19 protein-coding genes and 1 pseudogene are annotated in these 25,030 nt (G+C 53.7%); 11 read left to right on the top strand and 9 right to left on the bottom strand.

Features of this window, described 5'->3' with window-relative positions; all coding sequences use genetic code 11:
* Positions 1 to 169 precede the first annotated feature (169 nt).
* On the top strand, positions 170 to 1,456 hold the full coding sequence (locus P1X16_RS08460; protein WP_277227504.1) for a citrate synthase: 1,287 nt from the start codon (positions 170 to 172) through the stop codon (positions 1,454 to 1,456).
* Positions 1,457 to 1,534: 78 nt separating this feature from the next.
* Here P1X16_RS08460 and P1X16_RS08455 read toward each other — a convergent pair whose 3' ends face one another.
* The 7 genes from P1X16_RS08455 to lepA all read right to left on the bottom strand — a co-directional run bounded on the left by P1X16_RS08455 (position 1,535) and on the right by lepA (position 8,689).
* The gene (locus P1X16_RS08455; RefSeq protein WP_277227503.1) at positions 1,535 to 1,900 is read right to left on the bottom strand and encodes a hypothetical protein; all 366 of its coding nucleotides are present in this window, start codon (positions 1,898 to 1,900) and stop codon (positions 1,535 to 1,537) included.
* A 361-nt stretch (positions 1,901 to 2,261) separates the two neighbouring features.
* Positions 2,262 to 2,621, bottom strand: a complete 360-nt coding sequence (locus P1X16_RS08450; RefSeq protein WP_277227502.1) for a hypothetical protein — start codon at positions 2,619 to 2,621, stop codon at positions 2,262 to 2,264.
* A 301-nt stretch (positions 2,622 to 2,922) separates the two neighbouring features.
* Entirely contained in the window at positions 2,923 to 4,866 is a 1,944-nt protein-coding gene (locus P1X16_RS08445) for an OmpA family protein (protein ID WP_277227501.1), read from the bottom strand.
* A gap of 11 nt (positions 4,867 to 4,877) precedes the next feature.
* The gene (locus tag P1X16_RS08440; protein WP_277229511.1) at positions 4,878 to 5,459 is read right to left on the bottom strand and encodes a 7-carboxy-7-deazaguanine synthase QueE; all 582 of its coding nucleotides are present in this window, start codon (positions 5,457 to 5,459) and stop codon (positions 4,878 to 4,880) included.
* Between the two features lie 214 nt (positions 5,460 to 5,673).
* A complete protein-coding gene (locus P1X16_RS08435; protein WP_277227500.1) occupies positions 5,674 to 6,585 on the bottom strand; it encodes a tetrahydrofolate dehydrogenase/cyclohydrolase catalytic domain-containing protein in 912 nt (303 codons plus the stop codon).
* A 26-nt stretch (positions 6,586 to 6,611) separates the two neighbouring features.
* On the bottom strand, positions 6,612 to 6,788 hold the full coding sequence (locus P1X16_RS08430) for a hypothetical protein (RefSeq protein WP_277227499.1): 177 nt from the start codon (positions 6,786 to 6,788) through the stop codon (positions 6,612 to 6,614).
* A gap of 113 nt (positions 6,789 to 6,901) precedes the next feature.
* Positions 6,902 to 8,689 carry a translation elongation factor 4 gene (gene lepA, locus P1X16_RS08425; RefSeq protein WP_277227498.1) on the bottom strand — a complete coding sequence of 596 codons (1,788 nt, stop codon included), beginning with the start codon at positions 8,687 to 8,689 and terminating at the stop codon, positions 6,902 to 6,904.
* 387 nt (positions 8,690 to 9,076) lie between these two features.
* Here lepA and P1X16_RS08420 point away from each other — a divergent pair, with 387 nt between their 5' ends.
* The 3 genes from P1X16_RS08420 (at position 9,077) to P1X16_RS08410 (ending at position 11,155) form a co-directional block, all read left to right on the top strand.
* The gene (locus P1X16_RS08420; protein WP_277227497.1) at positions 9,077 to 9,484 is read left to right on the top strand and encodes a heme-binding protein; all 408 of its coding nucleotides are present in this window, start codon (positions 9,077 to 9,079) and stop codon (positions 9,482 to 9,484) included.
* Positions 9,485 to 9,766: 282 nt separating this feature from the next.
* Positions 9,767 to 10,120 (top strand): hypothetical protein, encoded by a 354-nt coding sequence (locus P1X16_RS08415; RefSeq protein WP_277227496.1) that lies wholly within the window; start codon positions 9,767 to 9,769, stop codon positions 10,118 to 10,120.
* A 147-nt stretch (positions 10,121 to 10,267) separates the two neighbouring features.
* A complete protein-coding gene (locus tag P1X16_RS08410; RefSeq protein ID WP_346771241.1) occupies positions 10,268 to 11,155 on the top strand; it encodes a carboxypeptidase-like regulatory domain-containing protein in 888 nt (295 codons plus the stop codon).
* Positions 11,156 to 11,421: 266 nt separating this feature from the next.
* Here the strand turns inward: P1X16_RS08410 and P1X16_RS08405 are convergent, their stop codons facing one another.
* Positions 11,422 to 11,880, bottom strand: coding sequence for a hypothetical protein (locus P1X16_RS08405; RefSeq protein ID WP_277227495.1), 459 nt, complete (start codon positions 11,878 to 11,880; stop codon positions 11,422 to 11,424).
* Between the two features lie 116 nt (positions 11,881 to 11,996).
* Here P1X16_RS08405 and P1X16_RS08400 point away from each other — a divergent pair, with 116 nt between their 5' ends.
* On the top strand, positions 11,997 to 15,476 hold the full coding sequence (locus P1X16_RS08400) for a methylmalonyl-CoA mutase family protein (protein WP_277227494.1): 3,480 nt from the start codon (positions 11,997 to 11,999) through the stop codon (positions 15,474 to 15,476).
* 96 nt (positions 15,477 to 15,572) lie between these two features.
* Here the strand turns inward: P1X16_RS08400 and P1X16_RS08395 are convergent.
* Positions 15,573 to 15,992: pseudogene (locus P1X16_RS08395) on the bottom strand (IS1 family transposase); the annotation flags it as partial.
* A 159-nt stretch (positions 15,993 to 16,151) separates the two neighbouring features.
* Between P1X16_RS08395 and P1X16_RS08390 the strand changes: the two are divergent.
* The 6 genes from P1X16_RS08390 to P1X16_RS08365 all read left to right on the top strand — a co-directional run bounded on the left by P1X16_RS08390 (position 16,152) and on the right by P1X16_RS08365 (position 24,705).
* A complete protein-coding gene (locus P1X16_RS08390) occupies positions 16,152 to 17,633 on the top strand; it encodes a PIN domain-containing protein (RefSeq protein ID WP_277229505.1) in 1,482 nt (493 codons plus the stop codon).
* A gap of 289 nt (positions 17,634 to 17,922) precedes the next feature.
* On the top strand, positions 17,923 to 18,378 hold the full coding sequence (locus P1X16_RS08385) for a DUF1572 family protein (protein ID WP_277227493.1): 456 nt from the start codon (positions 17,923 to 17,925) through the stop codon (positions 18,376 to 18,378).
* Positions 18,379 to 18,555: 177 nt separating this feature from the next.
* Positions 18,556 to 20,382: a penicillin-binding transpeptidase domain-containing protein gene (locus P1X16_RS08380; RefSeq protein ID WP_277227492.1), complete on the top strand. Its 1,827-nt coding sequence runs from the start codon at positions 18,556 to 18,558 to the stop codon at positions 20,380 to 20,382.
* 152 nt (positions 20,383 to 20,534) lie between these two features.
* Positions 20,535 to 22,589 (top strand): ATP-binding protein, encoded by a 2,055-nt coding sequence (locus tag P1X16_RS08375; RefSeq protein WP_277227491.1) that lies wholly within the window; start codon positions 20,535 to 20,537, stop codon positions 22,587 to 22,589.
* A gap of 87 nt (positions 22,590 to 22,676) precedes the next feature.
* Complete coding sequence (locus P1X16_RS08370) at positions 22,677 to 23,552, top strand: aldo/keto reductase (RefSeq protein WP_277227490.1); 876 nt, start codon at positions 22,677 to 22,679, stop codon at positions 23,550 to 23,552.
* A 79-nt stretch (positions 23,553 to 23,631) separates the two neighbouring features.
* The gene (locus P1X16_RS08365) at positions 23,632 to 24,705 is read left to right on the top strand and encodes an OmpA family protein (RefSeq protein ID WP_277227489.1); all 1,074 of its coding nucleotides are present in this window, start codon (positions 23,632 to 23,634) and stop codon (positions 24,703 to 24,705) included.
* Positions 24,706 to 25,030: the final 325 nt, after the last annotated feature.

Raw genomic sequence — 25,030 nt, 5'->3', positions numbered from 1 at the left:
GCTCGCTACACACTGCGTATTTTACTGGACTGTGTTTCTTTGCAGGTACTTTCTCATCTAACACAACATCCCAGGACGCATAGCAGTATAGAACTCGACTGGTTTTGCCTTTTCTGGCTTGCTGGTTATTCTTTAGCTTCGCCCCTGAACCACCCTCTATCCCTCTCCTATGGCAGAGTCTGCTGAGATTATCCTCGACGGGAAATCGTACACCTTGCCCGTCATCGAAGGCACCGAGCACGAAAAAGCATTCGATATCGGTAAGCTACGTGACCAGACAGGCTACGTGACCCTCGATTCGGGCTACAAAAACACTGGTGCAACTAAAAGCGCCATCACCTTCCTCGATGGCGAAGAAGGTATTCTGCGCTACCGGGGCTACCCCATCGAGCAGTTGGCCGAAAAATCGACTTTTCTGGAAGTAGCCTATCTACTCATTTATGGGGCACTGCCCAATAAGGCAGAGTTAGACGAGTTCAGCCATCAAATCACCAAGCACACGCTGGTGCATGAGGATGTCCGCAAGATTTTCGACGGCTTCCCATCGGCAGCTCACCCCATGGGCATTCTGAGCAGCCTCATTTGCTCACTCACGGCCTTCTATCCGAAGAGCATTGACCCCGATCAGAGCGCCGAGGAAATCAACCTGAATATTCTGCGCTTGATGGCCAAAATCTCGACCATCGCCGCCTGGACCTACAAGAACTCGCAGGGTCATCCGCTCAACTACCCCCGCAACGACCTCGACTACACGTCGAACTTCCTGTACATGATGTTCAGCTTCCCTACCGAGAAGTATGAAATCAACCCAGTGGTAGTTAGCGCCCTCAACAAGCTGCTTATTCTGCACGCCGACCACGAGCAAAATTGCTCTACCTCCACGGTTCGCCTTGTAGGTTCGGCCAACGCCAGCCTATACGGCTCGGTTTCGGCCGGTATCAACGCCCTGTGGGGTCCGTTACACGGCGGCGCCAACCAAGAGGTGGTTGAAATGCTGGAAGCTATCCAGCGCGACGGTGGCGACACTAGCAAGTTTATTGCGAAAGCCAAAGACAAGAACGACCCATTCCGTTTGATGGGCTTCGGTCACCGCGTATACAAGAACTTCGACCCACGCGCCAAGATCATCAAAAAGGCTGCCGACGAAGTGCTAGCGGCTCTTGGCATCAACGACCCTCTCCTAACGATTGCGCAGGAGTTGGAGCAAGCTGCTCTCACCGATCCGTATTTCGTAGAGCGCAAGCTGTACCCGAACGTAGACTTCTATTCGGGTATCATCTACAAAGCCATTGGCATCCCGACGGAGATGTTCACGGTCATGTTTGCCTTGGGCCGCCTCCCCGGCTGGATTGCTCAGTGGAAAGAAATGCGTGAAAATAAAGAGCCTATCGGCCGTCCTCGCCAGATCTATACCGGTGAGCTAGAGCGCGACTACGTGAGCATCGAGAATCGCTAGGAGCTGATTTATTGACCTGCTCGAACACAAAAAAGCCTGCTTCAGTACTGAAGCAGGCTTTTTTGTGTTCGATTGATATTACTTGGCAACACTCATTGCCATCAAATCGGCTTTGGTCTGGTTGTAAGCTACCATTTGACGAGGGCCAAGGATGGCCGTCAAATCCCACTCGTAGTGAGACTGTAGTTCAGCTAATTGCTGATCAATAGCAGCGGCATCGCCAGCCGACTGGGTTTTCACGGCTTGCACGTCGTTAAGTAGACGCAAATTCAACTGGCGCACTTTCACGTACTGGCCTTCGCTGAGTTGAATCTTCTTAGCTAGTTGTTTCACCATCTGGGTGGCGCGGGCATTGGGGCTGGTTTGGTCGCCAGAGCCGGCTTCAGCTAATTGGCTGGTGCCAATCATTGCAGACAGGAGCAGGAAAGTAAAGATTTTTTTCATGATGGTTTTGTTAGATGTGAAGTGGAACAGACTACTGGTGAGCTTCAGGAGACTAGCAATAACCTACCGAAGCCTTGTACTAAATATACAACATTATTAAATTAAGTCAATATGTTTTATAGATTTATTTTGATGTTATTCTATGTAACATTTGAATACTTATATACCGTATAACAGGGTTTGCCAAACTTATTTCAGTGGGTTAGCAATACCTTTCGGCTGCCAATGGGTCAGGCACTTAGTCTAAGCGCTGTAGGAACTCTAGCAGAATGCTGTTCCAAAATCCTGCTAAAGCTTCTACTACCTCGTTAAGTGTTATTTTATATCAGCCTTTAAAGAGCCTGGTACCACGCTTGCAGTACTAGTGAGGGGCACTAAGCGCCGTCATGCTATTGCGGGACTGATTGAACATTGCCAACTGAGCTGGACGCATAATCGAGGTAAGCTCCAACTCGTAGCGAGCCTGCGCCACCGCAAGCCGCTCGTCTAGAATAGCAGGATCAGACGCAAACCGGTTCTTAATGTCCTCCATTTCAGTGAGCATCCGAATGTTGAGGTTTTTCACTTTCAAGTACTGGCCTTCATCCAGACGAGCCTTTTGCACTTGAATGCGGGTGAGCGCAGTAGCACGTGTAACAATAGCAGATTCTTTATCGCCACTTGCGTAAACGGTAGCACCCAAGGCTAGGATAATACCGGTAAAGAGAAAAGCTTTTTTCATGGGTAATAAGTTGGGGAAAGTGAAAAAGTATACTGAAAGGGCCTATGTAATGATGCTTTCAATTGAGACAGCCGATACCTGCTGAATACAATTTTGAGTGGCCCAAATATAGAGGAATATTTAAACATGCAAGGAATATTTATAACTATTCTAATCCATTGCTTTTATCAGATAGCACTGTAAAGTTCATTATCAGTCTTTTAATAGTCTTATCATAAAGGAATACTACCAAATAAAAAAGTCCGACAACGGCTTTTGTCGGACTGCTTCATAAACTGTATTTATCTTTTACGCTGCCTTTCTAGAGTATTCGCAGCTCTATTCGGCGGTTTTGTTGCCGGTGGCTCTCCGAATCGTTCGCCATTAGCGGCTTACTTTCACCATAACCTTTAAAGCGTAATCGGTCGGCTTTCACCCCTTGGCTAACCAGGTAGCTGTACACTGACTTAGCTCGGTTCTGAGACAAAGCAAGGTTGTCGTCGTCCGAGCCGACATCGTCGGTGTGGCCGCTAACCTCGACTTGTACGTCTGGATATTGCTTCATGAATCCGACCAGCCGGTTAAGCTCAGTGCGCGACTTAGGCTTCAACTCGTACTGCTTGGTATCGAAAAACAGGTTGTTTAGCACTATGCTGCGGCCAGCTCGTACGGGCTCCAGATAGATATCGAGCGTGAGTGGGTCAAAGTTCTTCTTGTCGGTATAGTCGAAGCTCAAACTCTTCATGAGGTACTTATCGGCAGCAGCGTACATAGCGTACTGGCGGCCCTCGTTTAACACCACGGTGTAGTCACCGTTTTCAGCATCGGAACTAACATATTGCGTTAGCTCATCGGTATTCAGGTCGTAGAGTTGCACGTCCGCCTTGATGGGCTTCTTCGTGAAGGCATCAAAAACTCGGCCTTGGGTATAAGTGCTAGTTTCGCGAGGACGAATTTGTTCAGGCACCTCAAAGCTGAACAACTCCACCGGCCGTTCCCGCTCATTCCGCACCCCTGATTCGGCGGCCCGGGAGCGAGAGCAGAAGCCCCGACGGTTATCGGAGGAAATAAAGAGCGAGGCTTCGTTTTCGTGCGTGTTCAGCGGGTATCCGAGGTTTACGGGCTCGCTCCAGCGCCCGGCAGCTTGTTGTTCGCACCGGAAGACGTCCAGCCCGCCCATACCTACCAGCCCATCAGTTACGTAATAGAGCGTTGTGCCACTTGCGTGGATGAAGGGGGCCATGTCCTTGCCGGCCGTGTTGACAGGTTGTCCGAGGTTGCGGGCTGGGGTCCAGTTGCCATCGGCATCAAGGGTGGTTACGTATATATCTTCCTGCCCTTGTCCGCCCCGGCGGGTGGAAGTGAAATACAGCGTTCGACCGTCGGCTGAGAGTGTAGGCTGCGAATCCCATTCCGGCGAATTGACGGTACGTCCCAAATTCAGCGGCTTGCTCCAGTTATTGCCGGTGCGACGCGAAATATACAAATCGCAGTTTCCCACTGAATTAGGACGGTCGCAGGAAGCGAAGACCAAAGTTTTGCCGTCGCCAGAAATAGCCCCCGCCCCCTCATTGTAGGGCGTGTTGATGAAAGGAGATATAGACGCCGGGTCGCCGGTACTCCCATCTTTATTCATCCGGGAAACAAACAGATCCTCGCCACTATCAGCTGCGGGACGCCCCGTAAAGAGCAGGAAGCGGTTGTCGGCAGTAAGCGCGGGGAAGTACTGAAAACGAAACGTATTCAGGGGCGCGCCCATTCGCTCGGGCTGCACACCAATGGGCGCCGCCATAGCTTTAGTGGCAAACTCACAGTTCAAGAGTTGCCGTTGCGCCCGGGCGGCGTTACGTTGGCCTTTAGGGCCGCTTTTTAGCACACGCTTGTAGCTTTCAGCAGCAATTGGGTACTCCCCGAAAGTCATGGCCAGTTCGCCGAGCGTATAATAATCCGTTGCTCGGGCAGGGTCCATCGGGAGTTTGGCCAGTCCGTCGCGGTACGCCTCAAAGGCTGGCCGGTTCTCGCCCATGGCTTTCAGCAACGACCCACGCAGTACGTGTGGCTCCCCTAAGGAAGGAAACTTCTGATTGAGCACCGTTAGGGTCTCGATAGCCTTATCGAAATTGCGTTCCTTTACCTGGGACTGCGCTTTATCCCACAGGCTACGCGCCTTGGTATTAGAACTAGCCAACGTAGCCTGAGCTGCCGCACTAAGTGGCAGCAGCAACGCGCAAGCCAACAGCAGCGGCACGGATATCAATCGGCGCATAGAGCAGAAGCCTAAGGAATATCGAGGAACTTATGAGTCTGTAAGGATACTTGCCAACGCGGATTTGCCTTTACATAGTCTACTATAAGCGGCATCATTTGCGCGGACTTACTCCATTCAGGCTGCAAGTACAGCCGACATTCTGGCCCAACTAAGGCCGCGTGTTCTTCAGCCCACCGAAAATCCGACTTATTGAACACGATGATTTTCAGTTCGTGTGCACGGGCCAGGACGGAAGGTAACGGTGCTTTAAACTTCTTGGGTGAAACGCAGATCCAGTCCCACTCACCGCTCAGCGGATAAGCGCCACTGGTTTCAATCCAGTTCTGGCAACCCGCCGCGTGTAATGCCTGCGTTAAGGGGCCCAGATTGTGCATCAGAGGTTCACCGCCCGTAATAACCACGTTACGACCAGCATGGGCCGTGGCCGAAGCTACAATATCGGAGATGGATACACGGGGATGGGCATCAGCATCCCACGACTCTTTCACGTCGCACCACACGCATCCTACGTCGCACCCGCCGAGGCGGATGAAGTAAGCAGCGCGACCTGTGTTGTAGCCCTCCCCCTGAATCGTATAAAACTGCTCCATCAAGGGCAGTGCAGGAGCTGGGGATTCAGGGGGAGTTGAAGCCGCCAACACAAGAGGAAGTTCGTGCAGCAAAGTAGGGTATTCAAACAAGTAAAGCCAGGCTGTTGGCCGTTACTCCGAACGTTAAAATGCCCGATGTTCGTTCCCTCAACCCGACTCTAAAAGTAGTACAACGCCTTGAACTTCAAAAGCTCTGCCCAGTAATTATTGGATTCTAACGCGGATAAACGTCGCCTTTACAAGCTTTTAAGGTGTTGAGTAGTAACATGGCAATAGTCATCGGACCAACCCCACCCGGCACTGGTGTGATGTAGGAAGTGAGGGGTGCAACTGCTGCAAAGTCCACGTCTCCCTTCAGCGCCCAGCCCGACTTACGGGAAGCATCGTCTACGCGCGTGGTGCCTACGTCGATAACCACCGCACCGGGCTTCACCATGTCGGCCGTTACGAATTCTGGTCGGCCCAAAGCAGCTACCAAGATATCAGCAGTCTTGGTGATGCTAGCCAGATTCTGGGTACGGGAGTGGCATAAAGTAACGGTGCAGTTGCCTGGCGCTAAGTTCTTAGCAAGCAGAATACTAACTGGCGTGCCAACAATATTACTACGCCCGATTACCACACAGTGTTTGCCATCGGTAGGTAGTTTATAGCGGCGGAGTAGCTCCACTATGCCCGAAGGGGTAGCGGGCAATAAAGCCGGCAGCCCAGCCACCATCCGACCAATATTCATTGGGTGAAAACCATCCACATCTTTCTCGGGGCGAATGGCCTCAATCACCTTTTCCGACGAGATGTGACGGGGCAATGGCAGCTGCACAATGAAGCCGTCGATGCCTGCATCCTGGTTCAACTCTTCCACCTTGGCCAGCAGTTCAGCTTCGGTGATGTTGTCTTCGTAGCGCAGCAGCGTGCTCTCGAAACCGACCCGCTCGCAGGCTAGTACTTTATTGCGAACGTAGGTTTCGGAGCCCCCGTCGTGGCCAACGAGGATGGCAGCTAAGTGAGGTACTTTGCTGCCGGCTGCTTTTAGCGCCGCTACCTCAGCAGCAATTTCAACTTTGATATCCTCGGCAGTTTGCTTGCCGTCGATGAGGCGGTAGGTAGTGGCTTCGGGTGCAGTGGTCATGAGTGGTATCGTTTGTTCGGGTACAACTACAGGGGGTTATTCTTCTTTTCTTGATGCAGGAGAATGGCGGCAGTGCCTGCTTCCATCAGAGCTTTTTCCATAGCGGGCCAATCATCCCGCCACCGGAACTTGCGCTCCTGGCCTTTGATAATCTTTTCTAATTGAGCTTCGCTCGTACAGTTGTTGGTGAGGCTTGCAGACATTGGATTGGAGGTAAGTCATAGCACGCCGTGTCAAGAAGTGTATGAGGTGAAAAAGAAAAGAGGAATTTATTGGGCACAAAAAACGCGGCCCTGGAGGAGCCGCGTTTCACGCATTAATCAATCTTCAGTACGGCCAAGAAGGCTTCTTGAGGTATTTCCACGGACCCTACCTGACGCATCCGCTTCTTACCTTCTTTCTGCTTTTCAAGCAGTTTGCGCTTCCGGCTAATATCGCCTCCGTAGCACTTGGCAATTACGTTTTTGCGCAGGGCTTTCACCGTTTCGCGGGCAATAATCTTTTGCCCGATACTGGCCTGGATGGCAATTTCGAACATCTGGCGGGGCAGCAGTTCGCGGAGCTTTTCGCAGAGGCGGCGGCCCCAATCGTAGCTCTTGGAACGGTGCACAATGGCCGACAAGGCGTCTACCTTCTCACCATTGAGTTGGATGTCGAGCTTCACCATGTCCGACTCGCGGAAGCCAATTAGCTCGTAGTCGAGGGAGGCGTAGCCGCGGCTAATGGTTTTAAGCTTATCGAAGAAGTCGAACACGATTTCCGACAGCGGCAGCTCGAAACTCATTTCCACCCGCTCCGAGGTCAGGTACGATTGGCCTTTGATGATACCACGCTTTTCCATGCACAGCGTGATGATCGGACCTACGTAGTCGGCGGCCGTGATGATCTGGGCTTTGATGTAGGGCTCTTCGATCAGCTTGATCATGTTCGGCTCCGGCATTTCCGACGGGGCGTTGATGGTCAGTTGCTGGTCTTTGGTACCAATGGCGTGGAACTGCACCGACGGCACGGTGGTAATTACCGTCATGTCAAATTCGCGCTCCAGGCGCTCCTGCACGATTTCCATGTGCAGCATCCCGAGGAAGCCACAGCGGAATCCAAACCCAAGCGCCACGGAAGTTTCAGGCTCCCACACCAGAGAGGCATCATTAAGTTGAAGCTTTTCCATGCATGAGCGCAGCTCCTCATACTCGGTAGTATCGACGGGGTAGATACCGGCAAATACCATCGGCTTCACGTCGGCAAAACCGTGAATGGCTTCCTTGGTCGGATTTACTACGTGCGTGATAGTGTCACCTACCTTTACTTCACGCGCTTCCTTGATGCCCGAAATGAGGTAGCCCACGTTGCCTGCTGCTATTTCGAGGCGGGGCTCCTGGTTGAGGCCAAGGATGCCGATTTCATCGGCGCCGTATTCCTTGCCGGTAGCCATGAAGCGCAGCTTGTCGCCTTTGCGCATGGTGCCGTTCTTGATACGGAACAGAACTTCGATACCTCGGTAGGAATTGAAAACCGAGTCGAAGATCAGCGCTTGCAACGGGGCTTCCGGGTCGCCTTTCGGCGCTGGAACCCGCTCGACAATGGCGTTCAGGATGTTTTCGATGCCGATGCCGGTTTTGCCGGAGGCATGAATGATGTCTTCGATGTCACAGCCGATGAGGTCCACGATTTCGTCGGACACTTCTTCGGGCATGGCGTGGGGCAAGTCAATCTTATTGAGGACGGGAATGATTTCCAGGTCGGCACCGATAGCTAGGTACAAATTAGAAATCGTCTGGGCCTCAATTCCTTGGGAAGCATCAACGATCAGCAAAGCGCCTTCGCAGGCGGCAATGCTACGCGACACTTCGTAACTGAAGTCGACGTGGCCGGGCGTATCAATCAGGTTCAGCGTGTAGGTTTCGCCTTTGTAGGGAAACTGCATCTGAATGGCGTGGCTCTTGATGGTAATGCCCCGCTCCCGCTCCAGGTCCATGTTGTCGAGCAGCTGGGCCTGCATATCACGCTTGGCCACAGTACTGGTAAACTCCAACAGACGGTCGGCCAGCGTGCTTTTGCCGTGGTCGATATGAGCAATGATGCAGAAATTGCGGATGTTCTTCACTAGAGGCAGTTTTTTCCAACTGCGAAGGTACGCAAAGCGGGCTGGAAATGCTAGCTAGGCCGTACCGTTGCTCTATTCTATTCTGGTTTCGACACCTATTATTAAGTGAGTGCACAGCTCAGCAACCGGAGCATGCAGCCCACGCTTGACGTATTGGTAAACGATGCTGGTGTTGCGGCACCGCTTTGGCTGTGCCCCTTTACGTGAGGCGCAGGCTTCGCGCTACGGCTAATAACCCTGGGTATTAAGTTAAGCACTGTTCTAAGCTCCACTGTAGCACCTCAGAAAGGAGACTGTATACTTCTTTCCTGAGGTGCTGCCTTAAACAAGCTTGACGAAATACCGTTGTTGACGAGGTAATTTTCTCCCACTAACTCCACAACCATCATGGGCATCACTCTCAAACAAGCACAGACCGCTGTACAGGCCGCACACGAAAAGGCCATCGAAATGGGCGTCAAGATGAATATTGCCGTGGTCGACTCCGGCGCTAACCTTGTGGCTTTCATTCGCATGGATGATGCCTGGCTAGGTTCGCTCGACATATCTATCAAGAAAGCTAAAACGGCCCGGTTCTTCGACATGCCTACCGGTGCTATTGGTGCTCTTTCGCAGCCAGGTGGTTCCCTCTACAACATCGAGCATTCCAATGGAGGCCTCATCACCTTCCCTGGTGGTATTCCTATTAAGAACAGTGAAGGCGAAATTTTTGGCGCTATTGGTGTATCGGGCAGCACCGTAGAAGACGACCACGCCGTAGCCGAAGCAGGTGTACGCGTACTGGAAGGACAATAGACGTTTCGCCGCATTACTAGAGCGGTTTTAGGGCAGTTGTTTTAAAGCCAGTTCAACCCTTAGCGTAAGCACAGGGTTGAACTGGCTTTTCTCGTAGGCATACCAGAGAGTTCCGTGGCTTTAGACTACGCACTGAGGTAGATTACACGCAGCAAAAGCTGCCGTTTTGCCCCAATACTCTGCTAGGCATTCAGGAAGCTGAACATTAACTACTCAAGTAGCGACGCGTACATATTGCCGGGCCAAGGGGCCTATTGCGTACGTACCTAACCTCCCACACTTATGAGTATCGAACTGAATCCAGCTGCTGTGAAATTTGCCCAACGGCTTATCGAGGAAGGCAAGCTAAAAAACGACGAAGGCCACTGGGGAGAGCACAACCCCAACACCAAGGCCGAAAACGATTATTTAGATCAGCACGAAATTGCCGAATACGGACAGTGGCACTTAGGCCTGGACATGAGCAAGGGCGAAGACACCAAAGGCCGCTACCACTTCCCCTACGGCGACTTCCAGACCGTCCACCGCGACGGTTTAATTGCCGCCAAGGAACGTGCGGCTCAGCAAGGCTACACAGCTATAGAAAAGGCGGCAGATGAGTTGTTGCAGCAGCTAGAAAAACAAGCTGCTTCCTAACACTGCTTTCACGCCGGGCTTAGGTCCGGCGTTTTTGCTTTATGCAACCGCATTTCCTGCTACAACTTCTTACTAATTTTTATACCTTTCCAAGCTGTTATACATTTTTTTACAAATCGGCGCTTATATTAATATAATTATTTACCGTTGGACTACCTGCATTTTTTCTCCCGCTTTACGTCCAGTAGCCGGTTGCTGATTGCTCTTCTGCTCAGCACTGGAGCTCATCTGGCGCACGCGCAAACAAAAATAGTTGAAGGACAAGTACTTAACTCTCGCACCGGAGAACCTGTGCCGTTTGCTACCCTGGGTGTTCCGGGTCGAGGTCTTGGCACCGTAGCCGATGAACAAGGGCACTACTTGCTGCGCCTCCCTCCTAGCCTGAATGATACACTGATTGTTTCGTGCGTGGGTTTTTCGTCTGCGGTGGTAGTGCCCGCCGCACTAGCCGCCGGAAAACGCGTTTTCCAACTTGCCCCGCAGGAGCATCTCCTGAGTGAAATAAAGGTAGAGCACCGTCGCATGCACCCGGCGCTGCTAGGCAACACCAAAGCCAAGGGCGACATTTTCTGGATGGGAGGCTCTAGCGGTAAGAGAACAGTGGATACGGAATGGGGCTGGGAATTTGGGGCGCTTCTCAAGCCTGTTCGACGCACCTACTTAGAAGAATTTCACATCTTCTTATCGGCCAACAATTACGAACTGCTCCGCTTCCGGTTGAACCTCTATACCGTAGAGCAGGGTCGGCCGGGCCGGACGCTGCTGTCGCAGGACATTCAAGTGGTTTGCAATAAACAGCAACAAGGCTGGATTACGGCAGATCTGCGGCCTTATGAGGTGCTGCTGGATGCGCAGCCGGTGATGGCTACCATTCAGTGGCTGCAGAGTGAAAAGACCGACCCGGAAGATAAATACTTCTCGATTCCTGTAACGCGCCAGTCGCGGCAAGTCATGGTAGAGCGCGAGAACAGCCAAGCCGCCTGGACTATCCACGACATGCAGCCGAGCCTGTACTTCACCGTTATGACGGAGTAGCTCACTCGTCGGCCGCACCCTTTTTGCGTATCCTCCGGATAGCTAATTCCTCTTGGGCGAGCAACTGGCATGGCCCATTGCGCCTGAAACATAAAACGTCTACATCTACCACCCCGGCCAGCCGGAACCAGAAGTGGTGCAGAGCTTCGACAACGAGCTATCTGGCGAGGACGTGCTGCCGGGAGTTCCGGCTGCGGCTGGCGGAGCTGCGGTAAAACATTTATATGCCTACAGGTAATTCGTTAAGACTATCTTGACGCGAATTATTAGTCAATTAGCTCATACATAAATCTATTGCCCGCTTCTACCCAATAGTAAGCAGTTCCTTGATAATTAATCGACCAGCTTTCGGAATCCAAGAACGGCGCATCGTTCCAGATTTGTAGGGCACGACCTGTGTCGAAGTAGATAGCTAAATCACCCCATTCGGAAAGTGTAACTTTAGTAACCTGAGTATCTTCTAATGCTTTTAGTGCGGGTGCTAAAACGGAATCAGCATCATTATGCCCTGTGCAAATGATAGCATCTCGTTCAACAATCCGCCAAGCACAGTATACCATCAAGGAAAATTTCCCCTGAGTTTCGTTGGTGGATAATGCTGACCCAAATTGCAGGGTAAAAATTGAGCCTGTACCACTTCCCGCTCGGCTTCGCCATGCAAGCTGACCCTGTATAAGTTGTATGATCTGCTCAATCTCATTGAACTTGACAAGGCGTTGCTTCATAGAGCGCTAAGGGAATGGATGATCCGGCAGTTGGTCCGGTTAACTTACGCAAATCCCCTCGCCGGGGCTTTTTTCGTACCTTTGCTGCCCCAAATTCCACCCAATTCCCACCTGCGATGCAAGTAGCTCCCGTAGCTCCGTATAAGCCTCAGAACCACGTTCGTATCGTGACGGCGGCGGCCCTCTTTGATGGGCACGACGCCGCCATCAACATCATGCGCCGCATCATCCAGAGCAGCGGCGCCGAAGTTATTCACCTTGGCCACAACCGCTCGGTGCAGGAAATCGTGGACTGTGCCATTCAGGAAGATGCGCAGGCCATTGCCATTACCTCGTACCAAGGCGGCCACAATGAGTACTTCAAGTACATGTACGACCTGCTCCAGGAGCGCGGCGCGGGTCACATCAAGATCTTCGGCGGCGGCGGCGGCGTGATTCTACCCACCGAAATCGAGGAATTGCAGCAGCACGGCATCACCCGCATCTACTCCCCCGACAACGGCCGGGCTATGGGGTTGCAGGGAATGATCAATGACTTGCTGGAGCGCTCCGACTTTCCAACCGGGCAGAACCTGAATGGCGAAGCCGGCCACGTGAAAGAGAAAGACGCTCGCAGCATTGGTCGCCTAATTTCGGCGGCTGAGAACTTCCCGCAGGAATTTGAGCGGGTGAAAGGCCAGCTGATTTCCGAGTTTCAGAAATCGGAAGGTGAGGCCGATCAGCGCATCAACTCCACTCCTACCGACAGCAAAAAAGCGCCTATCCTCGGCATCACGGGTACGGGCGGCGCGGGTAAGTCGTCGTTGGTAGATGAGCTGGTGCGGCGTTTTCTGTTGGACTTCCCCGAGAAGACCATTGCTATTATATCTGTGGACCCGAGCAAGCGCAAAACCGGCGGCGCCCTCCTCGGCGACCGTATCCGGATGAACGCCATCAACTCGCCGCGGGTGTACATGCGCAGCCTCGCTACGCGCCAGAGCAACCTCGCGCTGAGCAAGTACGTGCAGGACGCCGTGGACGTGGTGCGCGCCGCCGACTTCGACCTGATTATTCTGGAAACCTCCGGCATCGGCCAATCCGACACCGAAATTATCGAGCACTCCGACGCCAGCCTCTACGTGATGACGCCTGAGTACGGCGCGGCCACGCAGCTCGAAAAAATCGACATGCTCGATTTTGCTGACGTTATTGCCCTCAACAAATTCGACAAGCGCGGGGCGCTGGATGCGCTGCGCGACGTGCGCAAGCAATACCAGCGCAACCACGGCCTGTGGGACAAACCGCTGGACAGCATGCCGGTGTTCGGCACCATCGCCTCGCAGTTCAACGACCCCGGCATGAACCGGCTGTACCGGGCGCTGCTTTCCACCGTAGAACAGAAAACTGGTGTGCCCTTCGCGTCGCAGTTGGAAACTTCCAACACGGACTCCGAGAAGATTTACATCATTCCGCCGCACCGCACGCGGTATCTTTCCGAAATCACTGAAACCATCCATCAATATGACCAGTGGGTTGATAAACAATCGGCAGTGGCCCAACAACTCTTCGGAATCCGAGAAGCCATCGGAGCCGTTGAAAGCCTCAGCGGACAGCAGCAATCTGGAAGCACTGGCGCTGGGAACGGCAGCCACGGAGTCGCACCAGCAGCACTCGTGGCCGGCCTGGAGAGCACCTTCGAAGAGGTCAAGCTTCGGCTGGACGGACAGAACTGGAAACTTCTGGAGACCTGGCCGCAAAAGGTAGCCGCTTACAAAGCCCCCGAGTTCGTATTCAAGGTGCGCGACAAGGAAATCCGCATCCAGACGCACACCACCAGCCTTTCGCAGCAGCAGATTCCGAAGGTGAGTTTGCCGCGCTACACCGCGTGGGGTGACTTGCTGCGCTGGCAGCTTCAGGAAAACGTGCCCGGCGAGTTCCCCTACACGGCCGGTGTGTTTCCCTTCAAACGCGAAGGTGAAGACCCGACCCGCATGTTTGCCGGCGAAGGCGGCCCCGAACGCACCAACCGCCGCTTCCACTACGTATCGGCCGGGCTGCCCGCCAAGCGCCTGAGTACGGCTTTCGACTCGGTGACGCTCTACGGCGAAGACCCTGACCACCGGCCCGACATTTACGGCAAAATCGGTAACGCCGGCGTGAGCATCTGCTGCCTCGACGATGCCAAGAAGCTCTACTCCGGCTTCAACCTGGCCAACCCGAGCACTTCGGTGTCGATGACCATCAACGGGCCAGCGGCCACGCTGGCGGCTTTCTTCATGAACGCGGCCATCGACCAGCAGTGCGAGCTGTATATTAAGGAGCAAGGCCTGGAAGCGGAAGTTGACGCCAAAATCAATCAGATCTACCAGGAGAAAGGCTTGGAGCGGCCCCGCTACCAGGGCGAGCTGCCCGCCGGCAACGATGGCCTAGGCCTCATGCTGCTGGGTGTAACTGGCGACCAAGTGCTGCCCGCCGACGTGTACGCTACCATCAAGGCGCGCACGCTCAGCCAGGTCCGCGGCACCGTGCAGGCCGACATTCTGAAGGAAGACCAGGCGCAGAACACCTGCATCTTCAGCACCGAGTTTGCCTTGCGCCTCATGGGCGACGTGCAAGAATACTTCATCAAGGAAAAGGTCCGCAACTTCTACTCGGTGTCGATTTCGGGCTACCACATTGCCGAGGCGGGCGCCAACCCCATTACGCAACTGGCCCTGACGCTCTCCAACGGCTTCACCTTCGTGGAGTACTACGTGAGCCGCGGCATGGACGTGAACGACTTCGCGCCCAACCTGTCATTCTTCTTCTCCAACGGCATCGACCCGGAATACGCCGTAATTGGCCGCGTGGCGCGCCGCATCTGGGCCAAGGCTATGAAGTTGAAGTACGGCGCTAATGCCCGCTCGCAGATGTTGAAGTACCACATCCAGACAAGCGGCCGGAGCCTGCACGCGCAGGAAATCGACTTCAACGACATCCGCACCACGTTGCAGGCCCTCTACGCCATCTACGACAACTGCAACTCCTTGCACACCAACGCCTACGACGAGGCCATTACCACGCCTACCGAGGAATCGGTGCGCCGGGCCATGGCCATTCAGCTCATTATCAACCGAGAGCTAGGCTTGGCCAAAAACGAAAACCCGCTGCAAGGCTCTTTCATCATCGAGGAGCTAACGGACTTGGCAGAAGAAGCCGTATTGGCTGAATTCGACCGCATTACGGAGCGCGGCGGCGTGCTCGGAGCCATGGAAACCATGTACCAGCGCGGCAAGATTCAGGAGGAAAGCATGCACTACGAGATGCTGAAGCACACGGGCGAGTACCCCATCATCGGTGTAAACACCTTCCTCTCCTCGAAAGGCTCGCCCACGGTCATCCCGGCCGAGGTAATCCGCGCCACGGAAGAGGAAAAGCAGTATCAAATAGCGATGCTCCAGAGCCTGCACGCCCGCAACGAAGGCACTGCCGAGCAGCGCCTAAAACAGTTGCAACAAGTCGCCATTGCCAACGGCAACCTCTTCGAGGAGCTGATGGAAACCGTAAAATTCTGCTCGCTCGGGCAGATTACGAATGCGCTATTTGAAGTCGGCGGGCAGTACCGCCGGAATATGTAAATGACGGCTTTGGCTGAATGAAAACGGGTGCTACCTCAGCAAGGTAGCACCCGTTTTTGCTTTAGGACAATGAAAGAAAAATTTTTTGGCGCTGGTCTAATTGTGGGTGAATCGTCGATTGTGGTCGTCGATGCAGAGTTGCAAGCGGATGCGGTGCATGGCCAGTGAGCGACTGAACGAGCAGGTCTTGCGTACGAGCACGGCACAGCGCTGGCGCAACGAACAGTTCACCGCCTCGACGATGCTGGCCTGGCCGCTGCCTTTGGCACTGGGCCGGTGGGCGTGGAGCGGAAGCACGCCTCGATACGCCTCCCACTCATCCGTGAAATACCACGTGCCCGTGTGATAATCCGCCGGCAGTGCCCGCCACAGCCGCCGGGCTGTAGCCGTGCCCCGCGTGCCTAGCACCCAGGCCACAATGCGCCGGGTGTGCCGCTCCACAGCCAGCCACAGCCAGACTTTTCGGCGCTTGCGGCCCACAAACGTCCACATCTCATCCAGTTCTAGTACCCGCGGCCGTGCCGGTAGTGGCCGACTCGGCGGCTTGTTCTGCGCTTTTTTTTGCCAACTTCGCTACCGTCATGCGCGACACGCCAGTCAGGCGTACGATGCCTCGCTGAGAAACACGTTCTACTAACAGTTTCTCGACTTGGGCATAGCGGGCAGCGCGAACCGGTGCAGCCGGCTGAAAATATCCTTGGTGGCCGCAACTCGTACACTGATACTTGGCCCGCCCACCACTGCTGCCATTTTTGCGAATCTGCTGGCTGGCGCACCGGCCACAGGTGTGATAAGTCCTTATCATACCAACGTATACGGCATCACCTTACATTAGACCACCGCCAATTTTTTTACTTAATACAGCCATCTACCGAAGAACTTGCAGAGTTATGGGATGACTGTATTTTTACTTTTGATACAAATATTTTACTTAATTTTTATAGATACAAAACCGAGACAACTAATAATTTCTTCGAAATTCTTGCGAAGCTCAAAGAAAAAAGCTGTATGGCTCATCAAGCTATTGAAGAGTATTTAGGCAGGAGACTGGATGTTATAAGCGAACAAGGCAAAACCTATTCAGATTTTATTTCTGATTTGCAGAATGTTATTGAACAGCCATTGACTAATTCAAGGCGGCACCCATACATTAGCCACGAACTTTTAGATGAATTTCTAAAATCCGTATCCAGTGTTAAAGCAGAGCTTACTGATAGAAACCAAAAGTATTCTAAACGTTTAACAGACGATGAAATACTCAGCCGAATCATCAATTTATTTGAAGAAAAAGTAGGAGAGCCATTCTCAGATACAAAGCTTATTGATCATTACAAAGAAGCTGACAAACGCTATAAGGATAAAATTCCACCAGGATTCGAAGACATTAAAAAAGAAGGCAATAGAAAGTACGGTGATTATATATTATGGCTACAGATTATAGATATTTCTTTGGCATCAGGTAAAAATATAGTTTTTGTTTCTGACGATGAGAAAAAAGACTGGATTCTAAGCCACAAAGGCAAAAAAATAGGGCTACTCCCTGAATTAAGAAAAGAATTTAACATATTAACCGGAAAGAAAATACACATCTATAATGCGTCACAATTCTTAGATTTCGCAGGAAAAACTCTCGGGACTCAGGTTCCTGAAGAAGCAATTAAAGATGTTAAAAGTTTTCAAACTGAATCAAGGCCTATCCTAGAGGCAGATTTAATCTGGGAATCAAGTGGACGTTCTAACCAGGGTTTTAGCCAAAAAAATCGTGAACGATTTGGAGATGAACCTATAATGGCTGGTTCGCCTCTTATAGTATTCTGGAAATTAGATTGGTATTTCAAGTTTACTCTACATAATAACTCAAGCTTTCCTGCATACAATATAAAAATCGAACATAATAGCGATGTTTTGTTTTCTTTTTCAAATGGATTGCCCACTATTAACAATCTTGCACCTTTTGCTAATTTAGAGCTAGAAGCCCGTACTCACTTCTTTATTGAAGGTGATAATACAGGAGCTGACAACTTAATACATGAGCGTATACCCAAACACTTGAACGGTTTGCAAATTAAGATTTCTTATAAAGACGAATCACGTAAAGAATATGTAACGCTTGTAGAAATTAATAATGGTGAAATCACGAATGAACAGATTAAGTAGCTTCTATCTAGCGCGAGTTTAAGCACGGTCGTAACTCGTGACTAGCTCTGATATGGAATCTGTGTCTCTCTTGCAGTGCAGACGACAATGCATCACCGCGCTGCCTAGTAGCAAACCCGGCTACCTTGAGCAACAAAGATTCCAGAAAAGCCACTGGTTGCTGCTCCCGTCACGCTGGTTCGGGCCTTAAGGGTAGTAAGCGGGACGTTGCTGGTAGCGAGCATCGTAGATTGGGTTCGGCAAATCGTATTCCTAATACAGGCGACTTGAGCGCGAACCATTTACTCATATGCTAACTGATACCCTACGCCTACTTTTCAGCCGCGACTTGAATCGGGTGAAACAGGAACTTGCGTTGTATAACAATGAGCAACTAATCTGGCACATCGAAAAAGGCATTGCCAATTCGGCCGGCAACCTGTGCCTGCATTTAATCGGTAACCTGAACACTTATATAGGGGCTGAGCTTGGGGGTATAGCGTACATCCGACACCGCGACTTGGAGTTTTCGCTAAAGAACATTCCTCGCCCGGAGTTGCTGGAGAAGCTGGAGGAAACCAGCCGCCGAGTAGATGTGTCATTGGGAAACGTAGGCCCCGAGGTACTGGCGCAGGAGTACCCCCTCCTAGTTTTCGAGCAAAAGACGTCGACCGAATACTTTCTGGTTCACCTGGCTGCTCACCTGACGTACCACTTGGGCCAGATCAATTACCACCGACGCTTGCTCGACTCCACACAGCCGTAAGACACGTTACTCTCGCTACTGATGCGCTTGGTAGCACACGTGCTTGCCGATACGGTATGGCAGCTAGTTGAATTGGGCTACACACGTGGTGGCGTTTCAAGCTAAGTTCAATTGGTGACAAGCCCAGTTGATCGAAAAGCGCAGGATCGACGCCCGACATTTGTCTAGCTTTACTCCATGTGTACGGCTTTCAATAGGTGGGGGAAAGGTCTATTATTAGTGTTTTTAGCGCTGGCTGCCTGCTCGTCGCCTGAGCAGCAGACAGGCGCACCAACGCAGGACCCCACTACGGGCGAGGTGTATACCCGGCGCCGCGTGGTAGTGAACGACTCGCTCATACGGGGCCGCGTGCTCGACCGGAACGACTCGGTGCTGGTGGACACCCGCCTGCAATACCTACTGAAGCTGCCGCGCCGCTCCCCCCTCGACACGCTGGCACTGGGCGAGCTATTAGGCTGGGATTCGACGACCGTCCGGCAGCGCATTGCCGATGCCCTGCCATACGAAAATACGCCCGCCGGCTACCCCGTTCAGCTCAGCCTCACCGCGGCCGAAGTCAAACGGGTACGCCGCGACAGCGCCGATTGGCCAAACCTAATCCTGACCGAGCGCACCCAGCGGGTGTACACTACCGGGGCGGGTGCGCCCGTGCTAGGCTATATGGGCGCGGAGGCGCAGGCGTTCTACCGCCAGGCCAAGCGCTACCGGCGCGGCCGCTTCTATCGGCTCCGCAACGGTGGGGTCGAAACCTACTACAACGGCTTGCTCAACGGGCGCCACGGTTACCTGCACCCGTTGGTGGACGCCAAGGGCAAAGAACACGGCACCTGGGCCAAGGATACCACCTTCCAACAAGGCCAGGACCTGCACCTGACCATCGACGTGAAGCTGCAGGCCTACGCCGAAAAACTGATAGGCAACCGCAAAGGCTACCTTGTGGCCCTGGACCCGCGCACTGGGGAAATCCTGTGCTTTGTGTCGGCACCTGTTTACCCGGCGGCCACCATCACCGCGCCCGATCAGGCTGGTGTGCGCGCCAAGCTGCTGGAAAGCGAAGATATGCCGCTCATCAACCGGCCGGCCATGCTGGCCAACCCGCCCGGTTCGGTTTTCAAGCTGGTGAATGCCGCCGTAGCCTTGCAGCTGGGTGCCATTAGCCCCAGCACTGCCTTCCGCTGCGACCAGTCGCTGGTTAGCTGCGTACATGACCACCCGCAGGCCAGCAGCCTGACTAAGGGACTGAAGTACAGCTGCAACCCGTATTTCTACCAGGTGATGCAGAACCTCATCAACCGCATGCCCGACAGCCTGGCCGTGGATACGGTGGCCGTCCGCCACGCCAACCTGGACCTCTGGCGCCGCTACACCCGGTCGTTTGGGCTGGACTCGGTGCTGGGCGTGGATGTGCCGCGCGAAGCCCCCGGCTTTCTGCCCACCGCGGCGTACTACGACAAGGCTCGCCGCACTACCCGCTGGACGTACCGCTCCGTTTACTCGCTCAGCATTGGCCAAGGCGAAATCAACCTTACGGGCCTGCAAATGGCCAACATGGCGGCCATTATTGCCAACCGCGGCTGGTACTACACGCCCCATCTGGTGCGCAGCGTCGGGGATGGTGGACCGTTGGCGCGCTTCACCGAAAAGCACCGCACCCTTATCGACAGTGTACACTTCGCCGCGCTGGTGCCGGGTATGGTGGCCGTTATGCAGCGCGGCGGCACCGCCGATGCCTCTAGCCTGGCCGATGTAGGCATCACGGTGGCCGGCAAAACCGGCACGGTGCAAAACGACGAGGGCGACGACCATGCCGCCTTCGTGGGCTTCGCGCCGGCCAATAATCCCAAGATAGCCGTAGCAGTTTACATCGAAAATGCGGGCTTTGGGGCTACGGCCGCCGCGCCCTGCGCCGTTATGGTGATGGAGAAATACCTGCGCGGCAGCATTGCGCCCAAGCGCAAACGCTGGGAAAAGCGCATCCAGCGACGGGCACAGAACGGGTATTAATAAAAGCAGCCGTAGGAGTTCCCCGCAAAGAGGCTTGGCAGCTCGACGGCTGGCTTTCTTAGGTGGGTATACCACTGACCTTAGCTGAACGTATAGGCAGCTTATTGCGTTGGAAAGCGCTGCTACCTTATTCTCCTACGCTGTTCGGGTACATGGTTTTGTCTAAGCCTGATTTCCTTGATTTTCTTGCGGTATTTAACGCCATGCCGGGCGCTTACTTGTTGCTCTCGCCCGAGCTTATCATTGAAGCGGTTACCGAAACATATTTAATAGAGACGCTGACCCGGCGGGAAAACTTGCTGGGACGCAACATCTTCGATGCGTTTCCCGACAACCCCGACGCACCCCAGGCCAATGCCGTCCGCAATCTGCGGGCTTCGCTAGAGCAGGTACGAGCCACCGGGCAACCCCACGTCATGGAGCTACAACACTACGACGTGCCCGACCTCGTACACGCCGGCAAGTTTACGGAACGCTATTGGCTGCCGCGCAACACCCCCGTCCTCGACGCGCAAGGGCAGGTGCGGCATATCATCCACGAGGTGGTCAACGTCACGCAGAGTTATCAGACGGATGTCTTGCTGCGCGACAGCCAAGCCAATGAGAGAACTGCGCGCGCCGATGCCCAGGCCGAAATTCTTGCTCGGCAGCTAGTGGAACGTAGCGAAGCTCGATTACGAATTGCCAACCAAGAACTCGAAGCCCGTGTGGTCGAACGCACGCGGGAAGTTCAAATCGCGCAAGCTGAGGCCGAGCGGCAACGGGCTCGGTTGGAGCGACTATTTATGCAGGCTCCAGCGGCTATTTGCATTCTTGGCGGCGACGATTTTGTGTTTGAACTAGTCAATCCCACTTATCAGCAGCTATTTCCGGGTCGGGAGTTACTAGGCAAACCTATTCTGACGGCGCTGCCCGAAATTGCCGAGCATACAGTGTTTCGGACTATTTACCAAGTCTACAACACAGGCGAAACGCACCAGGAACTGGGTACCCTTGTTCCCTTGGCGCGCTCCGCCGACGGCGTATTAGAAAACCGCTATTTCAACTACATCCAACAAGCCCGCTACAACGAGCAAGGCCGCATCGACGGTGTTATTGTCTTTGCTTTCGAGGTGACGCAGCAAGTAGAAGCCTGGCAATTGCTACGCGCCACGTTCGACAGCTCCGCTGACATGATTCAGGCGTTCGAGGCAGTCCGAAATGAACAGGGCGCCATCGTGGATTTTCGCTGGACGTTAGTTAACTCCGTGACTCAGACTTACTACGGTACCGACGTGGTCGGCAAGCAACTGCTGGAACACAATCCGGGGGTACAGGCTGCCGGCATTTTCGAGCGGTTTGTGGAAGTAGTAAAAACGGGTGAACCCCAGCGCTACGAGCAAGAATACCGCTTCGAACAGTTCAACGGCTGGTTTGAGCAGTCGGTGGTGCGCCTGCGCGACGGCTTAGTTACCACTACCGCCAACATTACCACGCGCAAGCAGGCCGAGCAGCAAGTGCTGGCCACCAACGAACAGCTGCGGCGCATCAACGTTGATCTGGACAATTTCATCTACACGGCCTCCCACGACTTAAGAGCTCCTATTACCAACATCGAAGGCCTGGTACACGCCATCCATACCGCTCTTCCGGATGATTTGGAGTGCGCCCAAACCATAGCCCCGCTACTTGCCATGATGCAGGAATCGGTCGAGCGATTCAAACGCACGATTGATTACTTGAGCGACGTAATCAAGCTACAGAAAGAGCACGAGCAAAGCCCCACCCCGCTGGAGTTGGCAACAGTAGTGGAGGATGTACGACAAGACCTACTGCCGCTCATCCAGGCCACCACGGCGCACCTCGATGTTGCCGTCGATTCCTGCTTTACGGTGAAGTTCTCGGCCAAGAATTTGCGCAGCGTAGTGTACAACCTACTGAGCAATGCCCTGAAGTACCGTTCGCCGGACCGGACACCGCACGTGCAGATTCGTTGCGGGCAGGAAGGGGCATTCACTGTACTGACGGTACAAGACAACGGGCTTGGCATCAAATCAAGTCAGCAGCAAGATTTGTTTACCATGTTCCGCCGCTTCCACGACCATGTAGAAGGCAACGGTATCGGCTTGTACATGGTGAAGCGCATCGTGGAAAACGCAGGTGGCCGAATAGAAGTAGCCAGTGAGCTGGGGCAAGGTTCGACCTTCTCTGTTTACTTCCGCCGCTAGCTTCCTCATCGACCTTCAGCATCTATTGGCCAACGCACCCTAACTGGTCTGTTGCCTATTTTACTAACCGACTTACCACCTAGTCCCTTGAGCACAACCATCACCATCGCCCAAACCGCAAGCCAGCCTCTTACCGTCAACCGCTTAGGCTACGGCACTATGCGCCTAACCGGTCCGGAAATATGGGGCGAGCCTGCCAACCGCCCCGAGGCACTGCAAATTCTGCGCACCGCTGTGGAGTTGGGCGTCAACTTCATCGACACGGCCGACTACTACGGCGAGGATGTTACGAACCGGCTTATCCGCGAGGCGCTGCATCCCTACTCTTCCGACCTAGTGATTTGCACGAAGGTAGGCGCCACCCGCCGCCCCGATAAAAGTTGGGTGCCCTACAACACGCCCGAGAACCTGCGCGCCAGCATCGACAACAACCTGCGTACTCTGAAGCAAGAGCAAGTTCAATTAGTGCACCTACGCCTGATGGGCCATGGCCAAGTGCCGCTGGACGAGCAGCTCGGGGCTATGTTTGAGATGCAGCGCGAAGGCAAGATCCTGCACGTGGGCCTAAGCAATGTAACCCGTGAGGAATTGGAAGCTGGTCTGCAGCTAGGACCCATTGCCACCGTGGAAAACATGTACAGCTACGCCCAGCGCACTACCGTGAAGCTCCCACACGGCGCCAACCCCGGTGGCGAGGAAGTGCTCGACCTATGCGAGCAGCACGGCATTCCGCTTATTCCCTTTTTCTCGCTCTTGCACGCGCTGCCCAAGGAGCTAGATAAAATCGGTGAAATAGCGCGCCGTCATGATGCCACCCCGGCCCAAATCAACATTGCCTGGCTACTGCATAAGTCGCCGTGGCTGCTGCCCATCCCTGGCACTTCGTCGTTGGCGCACTTGCAGGAAAACCTGAAGGCGGCCGATATTCGTTTGAGCGCCGAGGATATGGCTTACCTCGGATAATACGTTACTGCGGCGGGCCCGAAGCAACCACCAAGGGCTTCATTCGACTCTAAGCAGAAAACTAGAATTACTTGGTAAAATGAAACGCAGTTTTTGGTACGTTGTAATGGTCCTGCTCCTGGCCGGGCCGGTGCATGCCCAGTCACTGACGGGCGTGTGGCAGGGAGTGGAAACAGATACTGGCGAGCCCGACGGTGTGTGGCCGGCGGTACTTCGGTTACAGAAAACCAAAGGCACCAACCTAATGGGGGTGCTTTATCAGGAAGTAGGTGGGCAGCCTAATGTGTCGGCTACGTTCCAGGTGCAGGGTGTGCGCACCTCAGACGGAATGCGCCTCGACCACGTGCGTAAGCTAAACGAAACCGGCCGCACACCCGACACTTATTGGTGTGAAGGCTCAATGGTTTTCACCTACGATGCCAGTCAGGAAAAGCTAACTGGCCGGGCCGCCTACCGCCCCGTTGGTAGTTGCGACGTGGGTGCTTTCACTTTTTACCGCATCAAGCTGAAATCGGCGGCCTCGGTGAAAGCCAACACCGAAAGCACTCTGCGCGTTTCGGGTCGCAACGTGCTTTGGTATGCCGATGCAGACTTGAAGCAACCGTTGAATACTGGCAACACCTACCGCACCAAACTTGCCAAAACCACCACCTTCTACCTCACGCAAGGCTATTACCCTACTCGCCAAAGCACTGCCGTACCCATCACGATCCAGGTAACCGGAGCAGGTGCGGCACCAAGACCCGCACCGGCCCCTAGCCCTGCAGCTGCTCCCGTGGCAGCCGATACAGTTCGTCCAGCACCGGCCCCCGTTGTGGCTGCTACCCCCGTGGTGCTACCCAAGGTGTTGTTCCGGTTGGGCACCCCCGAGTTGCTACCCGAAGGCTTTCCGGCACTCGATCAGTTAGCCAGTGAATTGAAGGCTAGGCCTGCATTGAAGGTGCGCGTGGCTGGCCACACGGATAAGATTGGGGAGCCTCAGAAAAACCAGACATTATCGGAGCAGCGGGCAGAGGCCGTGAAGGCGTATTTGGTGAAGGCAGGCATTGCAGCCGAGCGCATCAGCACCGCAGGCTACGGCGACACGCGCCCCCTCTACGCCTCTCCTGACGCCCGCAACCGGCGGGTGGAAGTGGAAGAAGTGAAAGAGTAAGGTCAGGCCACGTTCTGAAACCAATTCCAGTTTGCTTCCGGCATTCACTCCGTGTAGCATCTAGCACACGTTGTCTACAGAGATATGTAGAGACGCGACACTTCGCGTTTCGTCGTTGCTGACGTTTTTGGAAAGGTTACTCTAATACCAAATCGTTCATACGATGCAACGTGTAGTGCCACAACTCCACATCGGGTATATATAAATCCGCCCAACAGACGATAGAGCAAGCAAAACTATTTTTTGATTGCTTCACATTGATTTGAGGTAGATTAGGTCGGGGTGAATTACACTAAACTTGTGGGCTCGTGCCCGCTTCTTAAGG

This window comes from Hymenobacter sp. YC55, from assembly GCF_029433095.1.
Taxonomy (GTDB): domain Bacteria; phylum Bacteroidota; class Bacteroidia; order Cytophagales; family Hymenobacteraceae; genus Hymenobacter.
This window is presented reverse-complemented; position numbering and strand designations above follow the sequence as displayed.

What these genes read in the sequence shown, in the direction of transcription:
- P1X16_RS08460 (WP_277227504.1), top strand. Translation starts at nt 170, where the DNA reads ATGGCAGAGTCTGCTGAGATTATCCTCGACGGGAAATCGTACACCTTG.
- P1X16_RS08455 (WP_277227503.1), bottom strand. Translation starts at nt 1,900, where the DNA reads ATGAAAAAAATCTTTACTTTCCTGCTCCTGTCTGCAATGATTGGCACC.
- P1X16_RS08450 (WP_277227502.1), bottom strand. Translation starts at nt 2,621, where the DNA reads ATGAAAAAAGCTTTTCTCTTTACCGGTATTATCCTAGCCTTGGGTGCT.
- P1X16_RS08445 (WP_277227501.1), bottom strand. Translation starts at nt 4,866, where the DNA reads ATGCGCCGATTGATATCCGTGCCGCTGCTGTTGGCTTGCGCGTTGCTG.
- P1X16_RS08440 (WP_277229511.1), bottom strand. Translation starts at nt 5,459, where the DNA reads ATGGAGCAGTTTTATACGATTCAGGGGGAGGGCTACAACACAGGTCGC.
- P1X16_RS08435 (WP_277227500.1), bottom strand. Translation starts at nt 6,585, where the DNA reads ATGACCACTGCACCCGAAGCCACTACCTACCGCCTCATCGACGGCAAG.
- P1X16_RS08430 (WP_277227499.1), bottom strand. Translation starts at nt 6,788, where the DNA reads ATGTCTGCAAGCCTCACCAACAACTGTACGAGCGAAGCTCAATTAGAA.
- P1X16_RS08420 (WP_277227497.1), top strand. Translation starts at nt 9,077, where the DNA reads ATGGGCATCACTCTCAAACAAGCACAGACCGCTGTACAGGCCGCACAC.
- P1X16_RS08415 (WP_277227496.1), top strand. Translation starts at nt 9,767, where the DNA reads ATGAGTATCGAACTGAATCCAGCTGCTGTGAAATTTGCCCAACGGCTT.
- P1X16_RS08405 (WP_277227495.1), bottom strand. Translation starts at nt 11,880, where the DNA reads ATGAAGCAACGCCTTGTCAAGTTCAATGAGATTGAGCAGATCATACAA.
- P1X16_RS08400 (WP_277227494.1), top strand. Translation starts at nt 11,997, where the DNA reads ATGCAAGTAGCTCCCGTAGCTCCGTATAAGCCTCAGAACCACGTTCGT.
- P1X16_RS08385 (WP_277227493.1), top strand. Translation starts at nt 17,923, where the DNA reads ATGCTAACTGATACCCTACGCCTACTTTTCAGCCGCGACTTGAATCGG.
- P1X16_RS08380 (WP_277227492.1), top strand. Translation starts at nt 18,556, where the DNA reads ATGTGTACGGCTTTCAATAGGTGGGGGAAAGGTCTATTATTAGTGTTT.
- P1X16_RS08375 (WP_277227491.1), top strand. Translation starts at nt 20,535, where the DNA reads ATGGTTTTGTCTAAGCCTGATTTCCTTGATTTTCTTGCGGTATTTAAC.
- P1X16_RS08365 (WP_277227489.1), top strand. Translation starts at nt 23,632, where the DNA reads ATGAAACGCAGTTTTTGGTACGTTGTAATGGTCCTGCTCCTGGCCGGG.